Origin of the sequence: Ruminococcus flavefaciens ND2009 (genome assembly GCF_000621785.1) — a bacterium.
Classification (GTDB): Bacteria; Bacillota; Clostridia; order Oscillospirales; family Ruminococcaceae; genus Ruminococcus; species Ruminococcus flavefaciens_C.
Window position 1 is genome coordinate 55,741 of the sequence record NZ_JHXI01000012.1, and the last position, 18,030, is coordinate 73,770.

Here is an 18,030-nt window from a genome sequence, read left to right on the forward strand (position 1 = left end):
TATGTTTATAAGAGCTTTATGTCAAACCGCTCCAGCCAGTAGTTCAGCTGGAGGAAATAGGCGATAGTCTGGGGCAGGTTCATGAGCTGACCGTACCACTGTACATGGTCTTCATGGGCGAGGAGCCGTTCAAGCTCCTCAGGCTTAACAAGCTCCGTGAGCCTGCCGCCCTCCTTCAGCACATTTCGCAGCTTAGCCGTAACTATGTCAAGAAATACGGGATCATGAGTCTTGGGGTAGGGGCTTTTCTTCCGCCACAGCACCTTCTCGGGGAGCCATTCCTTCATGGCTTCCCGGAGAAGCCCCTTTTCCCTGCCCTTGTAGTCCTTGTACTCCCAGGGCACGTTGTAGAGGTACTCGGCTATGCGGTAGTCGCAGAAGGGGACTCTCACCTCCAGCCCGCTGTACATGGACATTCTGTCCTTGCGGTCAAGAAGGGTCTGCATGAACCAGTGAAAGTTGAGCTGTGTCATCTCCCTCATGCGGTACTCAAGGGGACTGTCCTCAGGCAGCTTCATGGCGTAGTCTGCGGTATTCCGGTAGGCGGAGTAGACATAGTCCGCGGCGTCTATCTCACGGGCGTACCTGTGGCAGAGAAAGCGGCTGCGGTAGTCGGTGCTCTGCGCCCAGGGGAAGCCGTCGGTCATGCGTATATCCTCGTCCCTGTACCAGGGATAGCCTCCGAATATCTCGTCGGCACACTCTCCCGAAAGGGCGACGGTGCCGTATTTTTTTATCTCACGGCAGAACAGCAGCATGGAGGCGTCCACATCAGCCATTCCGGGAAGTCCACGAGCTTCCACCGCATCATCGAGAGCGCCGGCGAGGTCGGCGGTGTCGATGACGATGTTATGGTGGTCTGTGCCCAGATATTCCGCCATGCAGGCGATGTACTCAGGGTCGCTGTCGGGCTGGAAATGGCTGCTGCGGAAGTATTTTTCGTTGTTGCGGTAGTCCACGGACAGGGTGGTGAGCTGTCTGCCCTGTTTTTTCAGCTCCGCGGCTGCCACGGAGGAGATAAGGCTGGAGTCAAGACCTCCCGACAGGAAGGTGCACACAGGCACATCTGAGACCAGCTGACGGCGTATGGAGTCAATCACAAGCTCGCGGACGTGTTCGGCGGTGTCCTCAAAGGTCTCGCGGAGCTCATAGGCGCGAAGCCGCCAGTACTCCCACAGCTCCGGTCCCTCGGCGGTGTAGTATCCGCACCAGCCCGGCTTTACCTCCTTTACGCCGCGGATAACTCCGCAGCCCATAGTACGCCCGGGCGCCATGAGGAGAAGCTCCGCCGCTCCCTCTGCATCTATCTCATGGGGAACAAGAGGGTGCTCCAGCAGGGCGGGGAGCTCCGAGGCGAAGATGAGCCTTGTGCCCGTATCATAGTAAAACAGGGGCTTCACGCCTATCCTGTCACGGGCAAGGAACAGGCGGTGGTCCTCTCCGTCCCAGACTGCAAGGGCGAAAATGCCGTTGAACCTGTCAACGCAGGAGCTGCCCCATTTTATGTAGCTTTTCAGAACTACCTCGGTGTCGGAATGAGTGGTGAAGCCGAAGTCCTCGGCAAGTTCACGGCGGAGCTCTTCGGTGTTGTAGAGCTCACCGTTGTAGACTATGGTGTACCGCCCGAAGCTCATGGGCTGTCTGCCGCCGTCTATGTCGATGACCGCCAGACGGGTGTGGATAAGGGCAGCCTCCCGTTTCAGCACCATGCCTCTCTGGTCGGGGCCCCTCCGCAGTAAGGCGTGCTGCATTTTTTCGTATATCTTCATGTCCTCGCGCATATCCTCGATGAAGCTGACAGCTCCCGCAATTCCGCACATATCTCTCCTCCGCCGCTTTTCGGCATACGGTACGCCGTTTTATCAGGGGCTCTGCCCCTGCCCCTGCACGAGGCTGTCTGCCTCGTGGCTCCGACCAAAGGAACACAGTCCCTTTGGAATCCCCTTCATGGGGTCAGCAGCTTTTACAGGTTCCGACTTCATTATATGAAAAAGACCTCCGCTTGGTTACGGAGGTCTCTGTGTTTATTCACTTCTGCTTGCGGAGTCCCGACTTTATGCCGTCCATGATGATGTCGCGGGCTTTTATGGCTTCCTCCTTGGTAAGGGGAGGAGTATCGCCCAGGGGGTATTCAAGCTCCAGCTCGGCGTATTTTGGCTTCGCCATATCATGATAGGGGAGCACGTCCAGCGCCTTGATATTGCTGAGAGTGGAGAGAAACTCCCCCAGCGCAAAAAGCTCCTCATATTTGTCGGTTATCCCGGGGACTACCACATGGCGTATCCACACGGGTATGCCCAACTCGCGGATATGCTCCGCAAAGGCAAGTATATTGCGGTTTCCCTTGCCCGTCAGCTTCCTGTGCTCCTCATCGTCTATGTGCTTTATGTCAAGCATGACCAGGTCGGTGTACTTCAGGGCTTCGTCTATCTTTTCGTGGTGGGCAGGGTCATATACTCCTGCGGAGGTATCAAGGCAGGTGTGGACGCCCTTGCTCTTTGCCAGTGCAAACAGCTCCGCCAGAAACTCGGGCTGTGCCAGCGGCTCGCCGCCTGTAGCGGTTATTCCGCCTGATTTCAGGAACTCCTTATAAGAGTCATACTCCTTCATGAGCTCCTCTGCCGTCACCTCTCTGCCGCCTGAAAAGTCCCAGGTATCGGGATTGTGGCAGTATTTACACCTCAGCGGACAACCCTGAAAGAATACCACGAAGCGGACTCCCGGTCCGTCTACTGTTCCGAAGCTTTCCGTTGAATGTATGCGACCTTTCATCTGCTGCACCTCTGTCTCATGTATTCTGTGAGAGTGCGCTTGTCATTGGGCAGGCGCTCCTCCATTACAAGCTCAAGGAGCTCGTCAAGGGTGGAACCTATCTCCTCGCCCTTGAGTCCGAGAGCCATAAGGTCGGTGCCTTTGAGGGCAAGTCCCTTTATGCTGCGGCACTCGTTGTTCGCTATCATTTCACGTCCCATTTCAATGTAGCTGTCAAAAACGTGGTTCTCGTCAGCTACAAAGGGATTTTTCGCCGAGTTATCGCACTTTTTCAGCTCCATGAGCTTAAAGAAGAGCTTGTCGCCCATAACAGACAGCATTTTCTTAACATCTATCCTGTTTTTCAGCTTCTTGCTGTGGTTGGCTATGAGCTTTACGGTGTCGGCGATGGTACGGTTATCGTAGCGGAGCCGTTTCATTATGGTCTCGGTCATTTCCGCTCCCACGCGGTCATGCTGCTTGAAATGACCTCTGCCTGTCTCGTCTAGCTTCATGCAGGGGGGCTTGCCTATATCGTGGAAGAAAAGAGCCCTGCGCAGGAACAGGTCCTCCTGCGGAGCGGCAGCCATGGCGCGGATTATGTGCTCCCAGACCGTGTACTTATGATAGGGGGAGCGCTGGTCAAGTCCGATACAGGGCTTGAATTCGGAAATTATGGAGGTTATGACATTGCTGTACTCCATAAGCACCTCCACGGCGTTACTGCCGCAGATAAGCTTGTCAAGCTCCTCGCGCAGTCGCTCGCGGGAAATATCCCTGAGCTGAGGGTGCATATCGTAAATGGCGCGGGCTGTTCTTATATCAATGCGAAATCCAAGCTGTGAGGAGAAGCGGACTGCCCTCATTATGCGGAGAGCGTCCTCTGCAAAGCGCTGCTCGGGAGCGCCTACACAGCGGATAATGCGGTTTTCTATGTCATTTATTCCACCGAAGGGGTCCACGATATTGCCATTTCTGTCCATGGCAATGGCGTTCATGGTGAAGTCGCGGCGCGCCAGGTCATCAGTTATATCCGTGGTGAACTCCACGGTGTCGGGACGGCGGTGGTCGGAGTACTTCCCGTCGATGCGGTAGGTGGTTATCTCATAGGGGGTATCGCCGCAGATAACGGTGACAGTGCCGTGCTGTATACCCGTGGGTATGACCTTGTATCCGCGGAAGACCTCGGTTATCTGCTGTGGGAGGGCGTTGGTGGTGATGTCGGTGTCGTGTATCTCCCTGCCCATTATACTGTCGCGGACGCAGCCGCCTACCATATATGCTTCAAAGCCGTTTTTTTCAAGCTCAGAGAGTATTTTACCGGTATTCATGTCAAGCTCCATGCAGCTGCCTCCTTTCGTTAATGTTTCACCTTGCGGCTGTCATATCTATTATACAACAAATCGACTTTTTTTGCAAGCTGTGAGGGGAGAGCGGTCCAAAGCCTGAGCTCAGGGTCGGACTGAGAGCGTCAAAGAGCGGTGTTCCCGGAAATGTCCGTGTAAAAAAGCCGAATTACAGGGACGCCCGACGGACGTCCCTGACCGCTTTCATATTCAGGCATAGCTTCAGCTAAGCTCTTACAGTGCTTTTTCTACGGCTTCTCTTACGGATTTCATGGAGTTGGTGGGCTCAAATCTGCCGATGATATTGCCGTCTCTGCCGATGAGGAACTTGGTGAAGTTCCACTTTATCTTGCTGTTGTTCTTGTAGTCCTTGTCCATGACCTTCATGACTCCGCTCATGGCAAGTGCCTTGGGACCCTTTCCGAAGCCCTCGAAGGTACTGTTCTCAACGAGCCACTTATAGAGAGGGATAGCGTTCTCGCCGTTTACGTCTATCTTTGCGAACTGGGGGAAGGTTATGCCGAACCTGCCTGTGCAGAATGAGTGTATCTCCTCATCGCTGCCCGGAGCCTGCTCGCCGAACTGGTTGCAGGGGAAGTCAAGTATCTCAAGTCCTTTGTCATGGAATTCCTCATAGATGTCCTGAAGCTCGTCGTACTGAGGTGTAAATCCGCAGCCTGTTGCGGTGTTGACGATGAGGAGCACCTTTCCCTCGTAATCCGAGAGAGCTACCTCGCTGCCGTCCTGTGCCTTTACCTTGAAATCATAAACTGACATAAACAGTCCTCCTTAAAATAAATTATGCACAATTAAATTGAACTCAATCTTATTTGCGCTTTTATTATAGCTCAAGTTTTATCTTTTGTCAAGAACTTTCACACATCTTTTTTTGTTTTAACTTATTTTTCACACTTTGCGGAGTTGTTATTTTTCATATTATAATGTATAATTATAATTGACAGATATTTACAGCAGAGGCGTGCTGAAATAATAATATAGCTAAGTTATACTACCTGTTTTTGGTAAATTTAAATCTATTTTAAGCCGATTTTAAGATTATTTTAAGGTCATTGCACTATAATAAGACCATGATCTAAGAGGATCGGATACCAAAAATCAGGTCGGTATTAAAAAAAGGAGATTGATATTTATGAAAAAACATGGCTTAAAAAAGCTGATCGCAGGTCTTTCGGCGGCTTGCGTAATGGGCTCTGCTCTGCCTGCTATGAGCTTCGCAGCAGAGACTGCTTCATCAAAGGTCCTGGGCGACTCTAACGGCGACGGCATAGTTGAGCTGGCGGACGCTATACTCATCATGCAGGCTCTGGCTAACCCTGACAAGTACGGCAAGGGTGGAAGCGACCCCCACGCTTTCACGGATCAGGGCTGGTACAACGCAGACGTAAACGGCGAGCTGGGCATCACTACCGATGATGCTCTTACTATACAGCTTTACCTTTTAGGCATGGGTAAGCTGACTCCCAGAGCAGGCTCAGAGGATCCTGTTGCTGAGGCTACAAAGATCCATCTGAAGAACACTGCTATCGAGGTAGAGGGTGAGAACGCTACAGTTGAAGGCACAAAGGTGACTATCACTCACTCAGGCGAGTTCTATATCGACGGTACCCTTGACGACGGTCAGATAGAGGTTAATATCCCCGACGAGAAGGCTGACGCCGAAACAGTCAAGATATTCCTGAACGGCGCTAATATCACAGGCAGGAGCGCTCCTGCTATCCTTGTCACTAATGCAGAGAATACCTCTATTAATATAGTGGACGGCACTACTAACAGTATCTCCGACGGCGACACTGCTTATGCAGGGGACTTCCTCAAAACTGCTGTTATCGAGGCTAAGGACGATATTACCTTCAAGGGCGGCGACAAGGGCGACGGTGTCCTTGAGATAACCGCAAATACTCAGGACGCTGTATTCAGCAACAATGACATCAAGTTCAACGGCGGTACAGTCAATATCACCACCCTGAACTCCACAGACGGCACCGACGGTGTAAAGGCTAAGGAAACCATTACAGTCAAGGACGGTACTCTCAATATCGATTCCGAGGGCGACGGTATCAAGTCCAGCAAGGACGCTGTTGAATTCTCGGGCGGTACTACAAATATCAAGGCGGCTAAGGACGCTGTACAGGCTGAGACCTCTATCAGCGTCAGCGGCGGTACTCTCATTGCAGGCGGCGACCGCGGTCTTACAGCTGTAACTGCTATCAATATCACAGGCGGTACTGTTATCGCTACTGCTACCGATAAACAGGCAGACGAGAAGCTCATGGCAGGTACTACACAGACCACAGTGCTCCTCAACTGTATCAATGACGCGACTAATGAGAAGGACGGCACATGGAAGAAGGCAAACGCTCTCGTTTCCGGCAGCCTCAATGCCAAGTACACCAAGAAGTACAAGTTCGTGCTCTACAGCGATACTGCTATCAACGGTGCTAAGTCATGCGGCTTCAAGAACCTTGCAACAGGCGCTTCTGTAACTCATACAGACGGCAAGCAGACTCAGTTCCAGCTCGGTCTCGTTACGACCTTCAACAACGTTGACCCCGCAGGCACAGGCGGCGGCACAGTGGTCGAGCCTACACCCGCTCCCGAGGGTCTTACCATCACTCTTTCGGATTCGGGCATGACCACAAATGCTTCATCGGAAGCCAAGGTGGAAAATAACGTTTGCACTATCTCTCAGCCCGGTGTTTTTACAGTAACCGGCGGGATGACCGGCGGACAGATCGTAATTGACGTAGATAAGACTGTCTATCCCGACGGCGTCGTTGAGCTCGACCTCAGCGGCATGAGCCTTACAAATACTAATACTTCCCCTATATATGTAGCATCTATCGCAGACGAGGTGGTCATTGTCGCCAAGAACGGTACTGAGAACACTATCTCGGACGGAGAGAGCTACACCAACGCCGACGGCGATACAGGAGCTGTCTACTCCAAGGACGATATAAAGTTCAAGGGCAAGGGCAAGCTCACCGTAAACGGCAACGCCGCAGACGCTATCGTCGGCAAGGACGATATAAAGATATACAACGGCACTCTGGTCGTGAACGCTGCTGATGACGGTATCCGCGGCAAGGACAGCGTTACTATCGGAAATACCTCAGATGACGGCACAGAGGTGGATTATTCTGCTCTCAGCGTAAGCGTCAATACCAAGGCAGGCGACGGTATCAAGGCTACCTCAACTGAGGTTTCCTCAACGGCAAAGCAGGTGGGTATCGTTACCATTAACGGCGGCTCGGTAGACATCGACTCCTACGCTGACGGTATCTCGGCAGAGCAGTTCTTCGTTATGAACGGCGGAGACCTTAATATCAAGACCTACGAGGGCAGCGCCTACGGCGGTACAACTGCCGCCACAGGCGGCACTACAGGCGGCTGGGGCAGCAGACCCAGCGGCAACCCCGGCGGTCCCGGAATGGACGGCAATGCCAACAAGACTGATATTTCCGCTAAGGGCATAAAGGCTGTAGGTCTCTACGATGAGGCAGGCACTACCTGGCAGAGCGTGGGCGATATTACTGTCAACGGCGGTACTATCACTGTCGATTCCTCTGACGACTGTCTCCACTGCGGCGGCAGTATGCAGCTCATCGGCGGCGAGCTGAAGCTCTCATCGGCTGATGACGGCGCTCACGCTGACCATGACCTCACTATCGGCACCAAGGACAGCGGCAGATATGATGACATCGTTATAGCTGTCGAGAAGTGCTATGAGGGCATTGAAGCTCAGAAGATATATCAGAACAGCGGCTCGGTCATCGTAAATGCCACCGACGACGGCTACAACGCAGCAGGCGGCAGCGACGGCTCCGGCACAGGAAACACAGGTATGCCCTGGGGGCAGGGATTCGGCGGCTTCGGAGGAGGCGGCTTCAGCGGCAACTCGGGAGATTATGTTATCGAGATCAACGGCGGCTTTGCTATCGTGAACTCTGCCAACGGCGACCATGACGGCTTCGACTCCAACGGCAATATAGAGATCAACGGCGGTTATCTGGTATCAAACGGCAATGAGCCCTATGACTGCGGCGACAGCGGCAGCACTATCAACGTAAAGGGCGGCGTCTGGGTATCGGATTGTCCTTCCGGCGGTATGACCATGGGCGCAAACCTCATGACAGCAAGCGTATCGGCTTCCGCTGCCGTAAACGCAAATACACGCCTTACACTGGTGGGCAGCGACGGCAAGGTCATCGTTTCCTTCATCGCTGACAAGTCCGTAAGCCAGCTCAAGGCAGGCGGCACAGGCGTATCGGGAGCTTCCTTCTACACAGGCGGAACTCTCAGCGGCTCCACATATTTCCAGCAGCTTGACCAGACTCAGCCGGCAGCTTACGGCGGAACACTTACAGGCGGTTCAAAGGTTTGATATATCCGGTTCTCCATATGGGAAAGGGCAGCTTCGGCTGCCTTTTTCTTTTGTGTATGGATATAAAAAAGCCATAGTATCTCTGTTATCGGAAATACTATGGCTTTATGCTTGTATCGGTGCGGCTTATTCTTCACCGCTGCCTTCACCGCCGCCTTCTACGGGCTGCTCGGGAGGAGCAGGAGGATCCGTTGCGGGAGGATCCGTCGGAGGCGGATCTGTCGGTGCGGGAGCAGCTGTTGTAGGTGCCTGTGTAACGGGCTCTGCTGTTGTAACGGGAGCCTCGGTCACCTGAGGTGCAGCTGTTGTGTAGTACTGAGTGTTTGCGTTTTCGGATACATAGAAGACGGTAAGCTTCTTTCCTTCCTTATTGCTGAAGTAGTCGCCTGCGTGAACGACCTTGCCGTCCACCTGGAGCTCTACGATAGAATTTGCCTTGCCGTAGGCGTTCTTGGACTCGATGAACTGATAGTTGAAGTCCGTGATACCTGCCTTATCAAGGGCGTTCTTGTACTGATCCACTGAAAGTCCCGCATAATCGGGGATATAAGCGGCTTCCTTGCCCTTGCTGACCTTGACCTTGATGACCTGTCCCTGAGAGATCATTTCTCCCTCTTCGACAGCCTGTTCAAAGATCATGTCGTTATCGTAATCGTTGTTGTATTCGTATTCAGCATCAAGCACGAAATAATCCTTCCACTTTTCCTTGACAACGTCATAGAACTTACCGACCAGGTTGGGCATCTCGGTATCCGCAGGCTTTGTTGCCTCTGTCTCATCAACAACATTGGTGCTGACGGAGGAACGTCTCGGTCTTGAGGAAAATGTCTCTTCCTTTTCGGGAGTAAGTATAGTGTAAAAGATGACTGAAAGGACAAGGAGTATAGCCAGGAGAAGGAGACCGATGATTATGGGCACCTTTATCCTGTCAACTGTGTTGACCTTTTCGTACTTATAGCTGTCATCACGTCTTGGCTTTTTGTAGGGAGCTGCACTGCGCTGGTGGAGCACCTCCTGAGGCTGCTCATAGCTCTGCTGCTCATGCTGATATGCGCTCTGCTGATATACGGGCTCCTCGGGAGCGGCAGGTGCTGTTTCCGCGGGAGCTCCGCTGCTGAGGAGGACTGTGCTGTCGATGTCCTCTTCCTCGTCCTCGGCAGGCTGCTCGAAAAGTCGTGTTACCAGCTCTGTGATGGTCTGTATACGGTCTCTGCCGTTGAGGTTCATACCCTCCATGATGACTCTGGAAACGTGGCGCGGTATGCGCGAATCCAGCATATGAGGCTCGTGGAGGTCATCGTGCTTCTGGCGGCTCACAGAGTCAACGGGCATACAGCCTGTCAGTGCGCGGTAGAGAAGTGCGCAGACTCCGTAAACGTCTGTCCATGAGCCCTGACGGCTGCTGCTGCTTGCAGAATACTGCTCGGGAGCGGCATAGCCCTTGAAAAGCTCATATTCAAGACCTGCGTTTGCTGTTCTCACAGCGGATACGCAGAAGCCTGAGAGCTTCAGCTCGCCCTTGTCGGTGATATATACCGTATCGGGGCTGATAGCACGGTGTATGATACCTGCGTTATGCAGTATACCTATAGTCGTGAAAAGGGGGGGGAATATCCTTGAGACCTGATCCCAGCTCAGCTCTCCTGCATTTTCCTTGAGATAATCCAGCATTTTCACGCCTTCGATATTTTCAAAAATGGTATAGGTGGTATTGTTCTCGGCGAACATATCCAGTACAGGCGGGATATTAGAGTTATTGCGCAGTCTTGCCAGAGACTTGTTCAGCTCTGTATACTCAGCCATGAACGCCTTGTACTTTGCAAGGTTGTTGTAGTTCACGCTGATGATAGCCTTGCCCTTTACCCTTGTACAGAGGTTTATGGGCATATATTCCCTGATAAGGACCTTTTTTCCTGTGGATATATCGCAGCCGATATATGTGGCGCCTTCGCCGTTATATTCCAGAAGAATACCGCAGAGGTACTTGCTGTGGAGTATAGTACCGGGTGGGACGTACATGGGGTCATATGAAGCAGTTTCTACGTATCCGCATGACGGGCAAACATGAAGCTCCTGTCCGTATGGTTCCATGCATTTAAAGCAATATTTACTGTCTCCCAAAGCAGCTCCTCCTCCTAAAGAAAAGTCAATGCCCAAAATAGGCATCATATCTATTTTAACAGCAAATCGCCGAAATGTCAACTGTTTAAGGGCTTATAATGCGAAAACATATGAATTTGTATTTTTTTTGTAACAATTTCAGCGGTAAATTTTCTTAATTGTAACCTTTTGCGGCTGATATAAATCATAATTTATCGTAATACCTTGCGGCAACTATGAATGGGATTCCAAAGGGACTGTGTTCCTTTGGCAGAGTCCAGAGGCAGCGCCTCTGGCGGGGGTCAAGGGGCAGAGCCCCTTATTACGTCAGGCGCCTCGCAAGGGGTGAATCCAAAAACAGTCCGGTGGACTGTTTTTGGAGAGGGGACGCCTTGTAAGAGAAGGCGTCCCCTGGTTGAGCGGATGATAGTCGCCACTATAATACGAATTTTGTGGGACGTCGAGGACGCCGTCCCCTACATAATGCTAAATTATGATTTATCGGAGCCAATAAAAAGCTCCTGAGCATTTCAAGTGCTCAGGAGCTTTCTGCATTGTATCAGATATTGCCGCTGTTTACGGAGAGTATCTTCATGGAGTTGAAGCGGAATGTGCCGTCTTCCTTCTCTGTGAGCTTGTACTCTGCCTGCTTTGCGACGCTCTTGTCCATCCACTGGGGAAGCTCCGCGATATAATCAACGGTGAGTGTGTACTCGCTTCCGTTCTTGACGATGGACTTTACCTCGGGATAATATGTATGGGTGATAGGCTTCACCTTTACATTGTATGCTCCGTCGGAGTAATAGAATCTGGACTCGATAGGTCCTACTGTGCAGTGATTGAACTGGGGGATATTCTCGCCGAACAGCTCAACTGCGTACTTCTCAACGTCAACGTCGGGGATAGTGACTGTATCAAGGGTCAGGTCATACTTGGAGATCTTGCTGTCGTCCATGATGATAGACCATATAGTAGCGGTGACGATCTGCTCTGAGGTGAGCTGTGAGGGATCGCTGAATGGCTCTATATCCATGATAGCAGCAGGATATACCATCTGAGTGAAGCTGTCCTTCTTTACCTCACCCGATGTGAAGCTTTTTGCAAGTCCCACGCCCTTGGCTATGGTGGCGATGATGCCGATAACGGCAAATGCTGTCATTACCACACCAAGAATGGTGTAGAGGAGCTTCTTCCTGTTGGGATCCTTCGCGGTATCTGCTGAGCTGCTCTCCACATTCTCCTTGCGCTGGGCAATGAGCTCATCGGGATCCTCGTCCAGTATCTTTTCAAGTGCGGTGGTCACCTTGCCCTTGGGCTTTTCCGCGGCAGCAGGTGCTGATTCCTCGGTTTTTGTTTCTTCTACGGACTCTCCGCTCTTTTCGGGAGCTGTTTCCGCTGACTTTTCGGGTTCTTCGGTCTTTTCCGCAGTCTCGCCGAAGTCTGTATCCTCCTCGGGGAGAATGTCCTCCTCGGGCTCGTCAATAACTATAGGTGGAGCGATAGCGCCCATCTGTGCACGGCGCATCTCGATGACCTGCTGCTGCTTGTCGGCAGGGAGTGCGTCAAAGCGCTCCTTCAGGTCGGGTGTGAGGCCTGAGATGATGTCCTCATCGGACATTATAAGGGGCTCATCGCTTACTGCGGCAGGCTCCTCCTCCTTGACCTCGTCCATATCGGCGATGGCTTCTGCGGCGTCCTCGTGGATATTCTCCAGCATACTTCCTACAGGATCGCTGTCGTGGGATACCTCCTCATCGTGGATAGCAGCTATAGCTGCGTCGATAAGGTCTGTGGCAGAGGGCTCCTCAGCGGGCTCAAAGAGTCCGTCCTCGGGAGCAGCCTCAGTCTCGGGCTTGGGTTCCTCCTTGCCCTTGTTCTTCAGCTTCTTGAAAAGGCTGATCTTCCTGGGCTTTGCTGTCTCGGCAGCAGCTTCTGCGGTCTCCTCAGCGGGAGCGGCAGCGGCTTCTCCGAGTGCTTCTATTGCGGCGTCCACATCTTCCTCGGCTGCGGAATTTACGATTATCTCCTCAGCGAAGGTGACGGGATCGGCTGTTTTTTCCTCGGCAGCCTCCGCAAGACGCTTCATTTCTTCTATGCGGCGCTGCTTTTCAGCTTCTTCGGCAAGGCGCTGTCTCTCAGCCTCCTCTGCCTGTCTGCGTCTTTCGGATTCCTCAGCCAGACGAGCCTGCTCTGCTTCTTCTGCAAGGCAGCGCTGTCTCTCAGCCTCCTCCTGTGCCAGTCTGCGTCTTTCGGCTTCTTCAGCAAGGCGAGCCTGCTCTGCTTCTTCCGCAAGGCGGCGCTGTCTCTCGGCTTCCTCACGGGCAAGTCTGCGCTGTTCTGCTTCCTCGGCAAGGCGCTGTCTCTCGGCAGCAGCCTCCGCAGCCCTTCTTGCTCTCTCGGCTGCTCTTGCCTCCTCGGCAGCAGCCTCCGCAGCTTTCTGTGCCTGCTGCTCTCTCTCGAATTCCTCGCGGCGGAGCGCCTCATAGTCAGGCAGCTCTCCCGTGATAACTATCTTTTTCTTCTTTGTGGGCTTGGGGAGTTCCTCGTTTGCAGGTACCGTGTCGAATACCCTTGTCATTTCCGCTGTGGGCTCTGTGTGCATCACCTCGTCAATGATGTTGGGCACCTCCTCGGCAGAGGGCTCCTCGGGGGCGATATTCTCGGGGGCAGGAGCAAATTCGTGTGTGGGCGGAGCAAATTCCCAGGACGCAGGGGGCGTATTATCGGGAATTACAGGCTGCTCGTCCTCTATGTGGTGCTTTTCCTCCTCAAGGGCGTGGAGCAGATCGTCCACAGACATATTGTCGAATTTGCTTTTGCGCACAGCCCTTGGCGTGGTATGGCTTCTTGCGGGGGTACTGCTGCTTCCGCTTCCGCCGCCGTCCATAAGGCTGTTGAGCATATCGTCAAGATCTTTTCTAATAGCCATTTCGACCTCCAAAATCAAGTGAATATTCTGATGATGCCGCAGAGAGCGGCAGATTTATCTGATCTGTCCGTCTCCGTTGATCAGGTATTTTACTGTGGTAAGTTCAGTAAGTCCCATGGGACCTCTTGCGTGGAGCTTCTGGGTGGAAATGCCTATTTCTGCGCCGAAGCCGAATTCACCGCCGTCTGTGAAGCGGGTGGAAGCGTTTACGTAGACAGCTGCTGCGTCTACCTGCTTCTGGAATTTACGTGCATTTGCAAGTGAGCTTGTAACTATGCACTCAGAATGCTTTGTGCTGTACTTTCTTATATGAGCGATAGCCTCGTCGATGTCGTCAACTACCTTGACTGCGATGACGAAGTCGTTGAATTCTGTGGCGTACTCTGTTTCCGTAGCCTTTTCGATGCCGCTTCCCAGGATAGCAATTGTCCTGTCACAGCCGTATATCTTCACATCGTGCTCCTTGAAGCGTTCTGCTATAAGGGGAAGGAACTTGTCTGCGATGTCCTTGTGTACCAGCAGGCTCTCGATAGCGTTGCACACCGAGGGGCGCTGTGTCTTGGCGTTGTCGGTGATGTTCACAGCCATGTCAAGGTCTGCTGAGGCGTCTATGTAGGCGTGGCAGTTGCCTGCGCCTGTCTCGATAACGGGAACAGTTGCGTTCTTTACTACTGCCTGAATGAGATTAGCGCTTCCTCTGGGGATAATAACGTCCACATAGCCGTTGAGACGCATGAGCTCGTTTGTAGTCTCGCGGTCGGTGTTGTCAACGACCTGTATAACGTCCGCAGGGAGACCTGCTTCCTCCACAGCCTTGCGCATGATATTGCCCAGGCAGATGTTGGAGTTTATAGCCTCCTTGCCGCCCTTGAGGATAACAACGTTGCCAGCCTTGAGGCACAGTGCAGCGGCGTCAACAGTAACATTGGGGCGTGACTCGAAGATTATTCCGATAACGCCCAGCGGTACGCGGGTCTTGATTATCTGCAAGCCGTTGGGACGGTTTCCGCCGCCGATGACTTCGCCGATGGGGTCCTTCAAGGCGATAAGCTCGTCAACGCCCTTGGCGATGCCCTCGATACGCTTTTCGTCCAGCTTCAGTCTGTCCTGCTTTGCCTCAGTCATGCCGTTTGCCTGTGCAGCAGCGATGTCCTTGGCATTAGCCTCGATGATAAGCTGCTTGTTTTCGATGAGCGCCTTTGAAATAGCTGCAAGGGCGCTGTCCTTCATCTGAGTTGAAGCGCCTGCTGCGGCAGCTTCGGCTGCCTTGGCTCTTTTTCCCAGTTCCTCTGTATAGCTCATTATTCACACCTCTTGTTCAATCTCTGTTATATATTACGAATATCTTGTTTTCTGTACACGATGAAGCCGCTATTATGGCGTTATAGTCTATTTCCAACGCTTTGCCCAGACTGTCGAAAAGAAAGGTCTCATAGTCGTGGTGGGAGGAGAGGATAAACACGGCGTTACCGTCATCTGCACGGAGCGCCAGTGCCATATCGTCATAAAAGGGACCTTGGTCGGTGGTTATTATCACCGCCTGTTCCACACGGGAAATGTCTATGGTGTACTCTTTGCCCTCGGAAAGGGCTTTTATAATGCCGTCCTGAAGGGACAGCCTGTCGTTTTCACCGGTTATCAGTATCTTCATTGCTTATCCCTCAAGGTACCATTCAAGCTTTTCTGCAGGCATTTTTATATAGTCGTTGGGAGCGCCGCTCTGTCGGAGGTAGACGTTCCTTATCCCCGCCTGTATTATCATCCTTGCACACAGGGGGCAGGGCTTTGCTTTGTGTACGCTGCCGTCGGAGGGGTTCACGCCTGTCAGGTAGAGGTCAGCGCCCACGGTCTGCTCGCGGGAGCAGTTCAGCAGCGCATTCGCCTCGGCGTGTACAGCCCTGCACATACCGTAGCCCTCGCCCTGGTGGAGCCCAAGGGGTATCCTGGGACATTCTCCTCTGTCACAGCAGTTTTCCGTGCCCCGTGGGGAGCCGTTGTAGCCTGTTGACAGCACTGCGTCGTTCTTGACTATGACCGCGCCGTATTTACGCTTGAGACAGGTGCTCCTGTAAGCGAATACCTCTGCGCAGTTGAGATATGTGTCCTCCTTGGACACTCTCTCGCTGCCCCTGGAAATTATCATATAGCACCTCCGTGAATGGTGTCGGCGGTTATTTTGCCTTGAAAAGGGTACCTATCTCCTTGTCCTCAAAGAGGTCGTAGAGCTTCTCGGGGTCTCTGCCGTTCATGATGACCATGTCGATGCCTGCGTTTGTGGCTATCTTTGCGGCGGTTATCTTGGTGGACATACCGCCTGTGCCCAGACTTGTTCCTGCGCCGCCTGCCATTGCCTCTATCTCGGGAGTTATCTCCTCAACAAGGGGGATTGGCTTTGCGTCGGGATTTGAGCGTGGGTCATCGTCGTAGAGAGCGTCGATGTCCGACAGTATCAGCAGAAGGTCTGCTCCTGACAGCTCCGCAACAAGGGCGGAGAGGGAATCATTCTCGCCTATCTCAAGCTCCAGCTCGTCGATAGCGATGGTGTCGTTCTCGTTTACGATGGGGATAACGTCCATATTCACCAGCTTCTCCACGGTATTCATGAAGTTCTCGCAGTGATTGGGGTTGTTGATGATGGTCTTGGTGAGCAGTATCTGCGCCACCGTAACGCTGTATTTCGCGAACATATCGTCATAGACGTGCATGAGCTCGCACTGACCGATAGCGGCAACAGCCTGCTTGGTCTTGGTGTCCTTGGGCTTTTCGGGGAGTCCCAGCTTACCTGCGCCCAGACCAACAGCTCCGGAGGAGACCATGATTATCTCACGTCCCGAGTTGTGCAGGTCGGAAATAACCCGCACAAGGTTGGTCATACGGCGTATATTGAGCTTGCCCGTCTTGTGAGCCAGGGTGGAAGTGCCCAGCTTTATGACGATACGCTGTTTTTCGGATATATTTCTCATAGGTAATGTCTTCCTTCAGTTGACTTTATTCTGCGGCTTTCCGCTCTGCCATGCCCTGATGTTCTCGCAGACGATGTCCACAAGGCGCTGTCTGGTCTCAAGGGGGGCCCAGGCGGTATGGGGCGTGATAACGCAGTTCTTTGCGCCCTTGAGGGGAGTGTCGGGAGACATGGGCTCCTTCACCAGCACATCAAGGTAAGCAGCAGCTATTTTTCCGCTGCTGAGCGCATCTGCAAGGTCGGCTTCGTTTACCACTCCGCCTCTTGAAGTGTTTATCAGCATTGCCGTGGGCTTCATGCGGGAGAGGAGCTCCTTATTGATGATGCCTGCGGTCTTGTCCGTAAGAGGGCAGTGGAAGGTGATGACGTCAGCCTTTTCTGCCGCTGTGAACAGGTCTGTGACCTCATAGGGGCAGTCCTTTGGCTGAGTCCTTGTGCTTATAACTATGTTCATGCCGAAGGCTGAGCCTATCTCGGCGACCTTTCTTCCTATGGAGCCGTAGCCCACTATGGCAAGTGTCTTGCCTGCCAGCTCTGAGGTGGGCACGGGAAAGTATGAGAAGGCGGGAGAGCGCTCCCACTCGCCGTTTTTCACGGCGGTATCGTAGTCTCTTATGCGGCTGAAGCGGTCGAGTATGTAGGCGAAGGTCTGCTGAGCCACGGCATTGGTGGAGTACTGACCTGCGTTGCATACGGTTATGCCCTTTTCAGCGGCATAGTCTATGTCCACGTTGTTGAAGCCCGTTGCGAAAAGTCCCACATACTTTATGTTGGGGCAGGCGTCCATGACTTCTCTGGTGATGAGCACCTTGTTGCAGAGGACAATGTCTGCGTCGCCGATATTGGCGGCGGTCTCCTCGGGCTTTGTAAGCGGTATTATCTTTACCTCGCCCAGCTCCTCAAGCTGAGTTGTGGGAATGTCACCGCTTATGTTGACCGTGTACCAGTCAAGGACTGCTATTTTCACGGCTTATTCCTCCTCGTCCTCGTCTTCAGCCTCATCGCTGTCAGCCTTTTCTGTCTTGCTGTCGGCAGAAGCAGCGGCAGTCTCTTCCTTCTTTGACTTTGAAAATATGGAAGTAATGATAGCGAGAAGTATGAGTATGAGCTCAATGAGTCCGATGGCGTAGAACAGTGTCTTGTTGTCGGATACCCATAAAAGGAGCGAAAGTGGAACAGCTATTGCGAAGATAAGCTGGAATGGTCTTTTCTGTACTGCGAATCTGTAGCTGAAAAAGATGACAGATATTACTGCCAGTGCGATGTGCATTGGAAACGGGAATGGGAAGATCGTAGGATTTTCGGTGTCCGAGATCTGTGCGAGAGAGGTGAGCATGGTTGTAAAGTTCATAATATCTCCGATCCTCCGTCCTTTCCTTGTATTTTCGGGAAAGGCGGAAATTTATAAGATTGCAAAAGTCTGCACATTACAGTATAACACAAACAGCCGAGAAATTCAACTACATTTTTAAAAAATACACAAAAAATTTATGACGCATTTTCGCGTATTTTCGGCTGTTTTTAACAGGGACTTGAATTT

Annotated in this window: 13 protein-coding genes; 1 reads left to right on the forward strand and 12 read right to left on the reverse strand. The window is 52.5% G+C overall.

Annotation, left to right across the window (positions count from 1 at the left end; all coding sequences use genetic code 11):
• Positions 1-5: 5 nt before the first annotated feature.
• The 4 genes from asnB to T488_RS0104030 form a co-directional block, all read right to left on the reverse strand.
• Positions 6-1,820, reverse strand: coding sequence for an asparagine synthase (glutamine-hydrolyzing) (gene asnB / locus T488_RS0104010; protein WP_028519688.1), 1,815 nt, complete (start codon positions 1,818-1,820; stop codon positions 6-8).
• 208 nt (positions 1,821-2,028) lie between these two features.
• Positions 2,029-2,772 carry a pyruvate formate-lyase-activating protein gene (gene pflA / locus T488_RS0104020; protein ID WP_028519689.1) on the reverse strand — a complete coding sequence of 248 codons (744 nt, stop codon included), beginning with the start codon at positions 2,770-2,772 and terminating at the stop codon, positions 2,029-2,031.
• The gene (locus T488_RS0104025; RefSeq protein WP_028519690.1) at positions 2,769-4,094 is read right to left on the reverse strand and encodes a CCA tRNA nucleotidyltransferase; all 1,326 of its coding nucleotides are present in this window, start codon (positions 4,092-4,094) and stop codon (positions 2,769-2,771) included. Before T488_RS0104025 ends, pflA begins: the two co-directional genes overlap by 4 nt.
• Positions 4,095-4,331: 237 nt before the next feature.
• Positions 4,332-4,874 (reverse strand): glutathione peroxidase, encoded by a 543-nt coding sequence (locus T488_RS0104030; RefSeq protein WP_028519691.1) that lies wholly within the window; start codon positions 4,872-4,874, stop codon positions 4,332-4,334.
• Between the two features lie 373 nt (positions 4,875-5,247).
• Here T488_RS0104030 and T488_RS18595 point away from each other — a divergent pair, with 373 nt between their 5' ends.
• A complete protein-coding gene (locus tag T488_RS18595) occupies positions 5,248-8,499 on the forward strand; it encodes a carbohydrate-binding domain-containing protein (protein ID WP_051536252.1) in 3,252 nt (1,083 codons plus the stop codon).
• 126 nt (positions 8,500-8,625) lie between these two features.
• Here T488_RS18595 and T488_RS16915 read toward each other — a convergent pair whose 3' ends face one another.
• The 8 genes from T488_RS16915 to T488_RS0104080 form a co-directional block, all read right to left on the reverse strand.
• Complete coding sequence (locus T488_RS16915; RefSeq protein ID WP_196243263.1) at positions 8,626-10,620, reverse strand: protein kinase domain-containing protein; 1,995 nt, start codon at positions 10,618-10,620, stop codon at positions 8,626-8,628.
• Between the two features lie 538 nt (positions 10,621-11,158).
• A complete protein-coding gene (locus T488_RS16920; protein WP_037297051.1) occupies positions 11,159-13,528 on the reverse strand; it encodes a hypothetical protein in 2,370 nt (789 codons plus the stop codon).
• A gap of 54 nt (positions 13,529-13,582) precedes the next feature.
• Positions 13,583-14,830: a glutamate-5-semialdehyde dehydrogenase gene (locus T488_RS0104055; RefSeq protein WP_028519692.1), complete on the reverse strand. Its 1,248-nt coding sequence runs from the start codon at positions 14,828-14,830 to the stop codon at positions 13,583-13,585.
• A gap of 16 nt (positions 14,831-14,846) precedes the next feature.
• The gene (locus T488_RS0104060; protein ID WP_028519693.1) at positions 14,847-15,179 is read right to left on the reverse strand and encodes a hypothetical protein; all 333 of its coding nucleotides are present in this window, start codon (positions 15,177-15,179) and stop codon (positions 14,847-14,849) included.
• 3 nt (positions 15,180-15,182) lie between these two features.
• A complete protein-coding gene (locus T488_RS0104065) occupies positions 15,183-15,671 on the reverse strand; it encodes a deoxycytidylate deaminase (protein WP_028519694.1) in 489 nt (162 codons plus the stop codon).
• Between the two features lie 28 nt (positions 15,672-15,699).
• Entirely contained in the window at positions 15,700-16,491 is a 792-nt protein-coding gene (gene proB, locus T488_RS0104070; RefSeq protein ID WP_028519695.1) for a glutamate 5-kinase, read from the reverse strand.
• 15 nt (positions 16,492-16,506) lie between these two features.
• Positions 16,507-17,457: a D-2-hydroxyacid dehydrogenase gene (locus tag T488_RS0104075; protein ID WP_028519696.1), complete on the reverse strand. Its 951-nt coding sequence runs from the start codon at positions 17,455-17,457 to the stop codon at positions 16,507-16,509.
• Positions 17,458-17,460: 3 nt separating this feature from the next.
• A complete protein-coding gene (locus T488_RS0104080) occupies positions 17,461-17,841 on the reverse strand; it encodes a hypothetical protein (RefSeq protein ID WP_028519697.1) in 381 nt (126 codons plus the stop codon).
• Between the last annotated feature and the right edge of the window lie 189 nt (positions 17,842-18,030).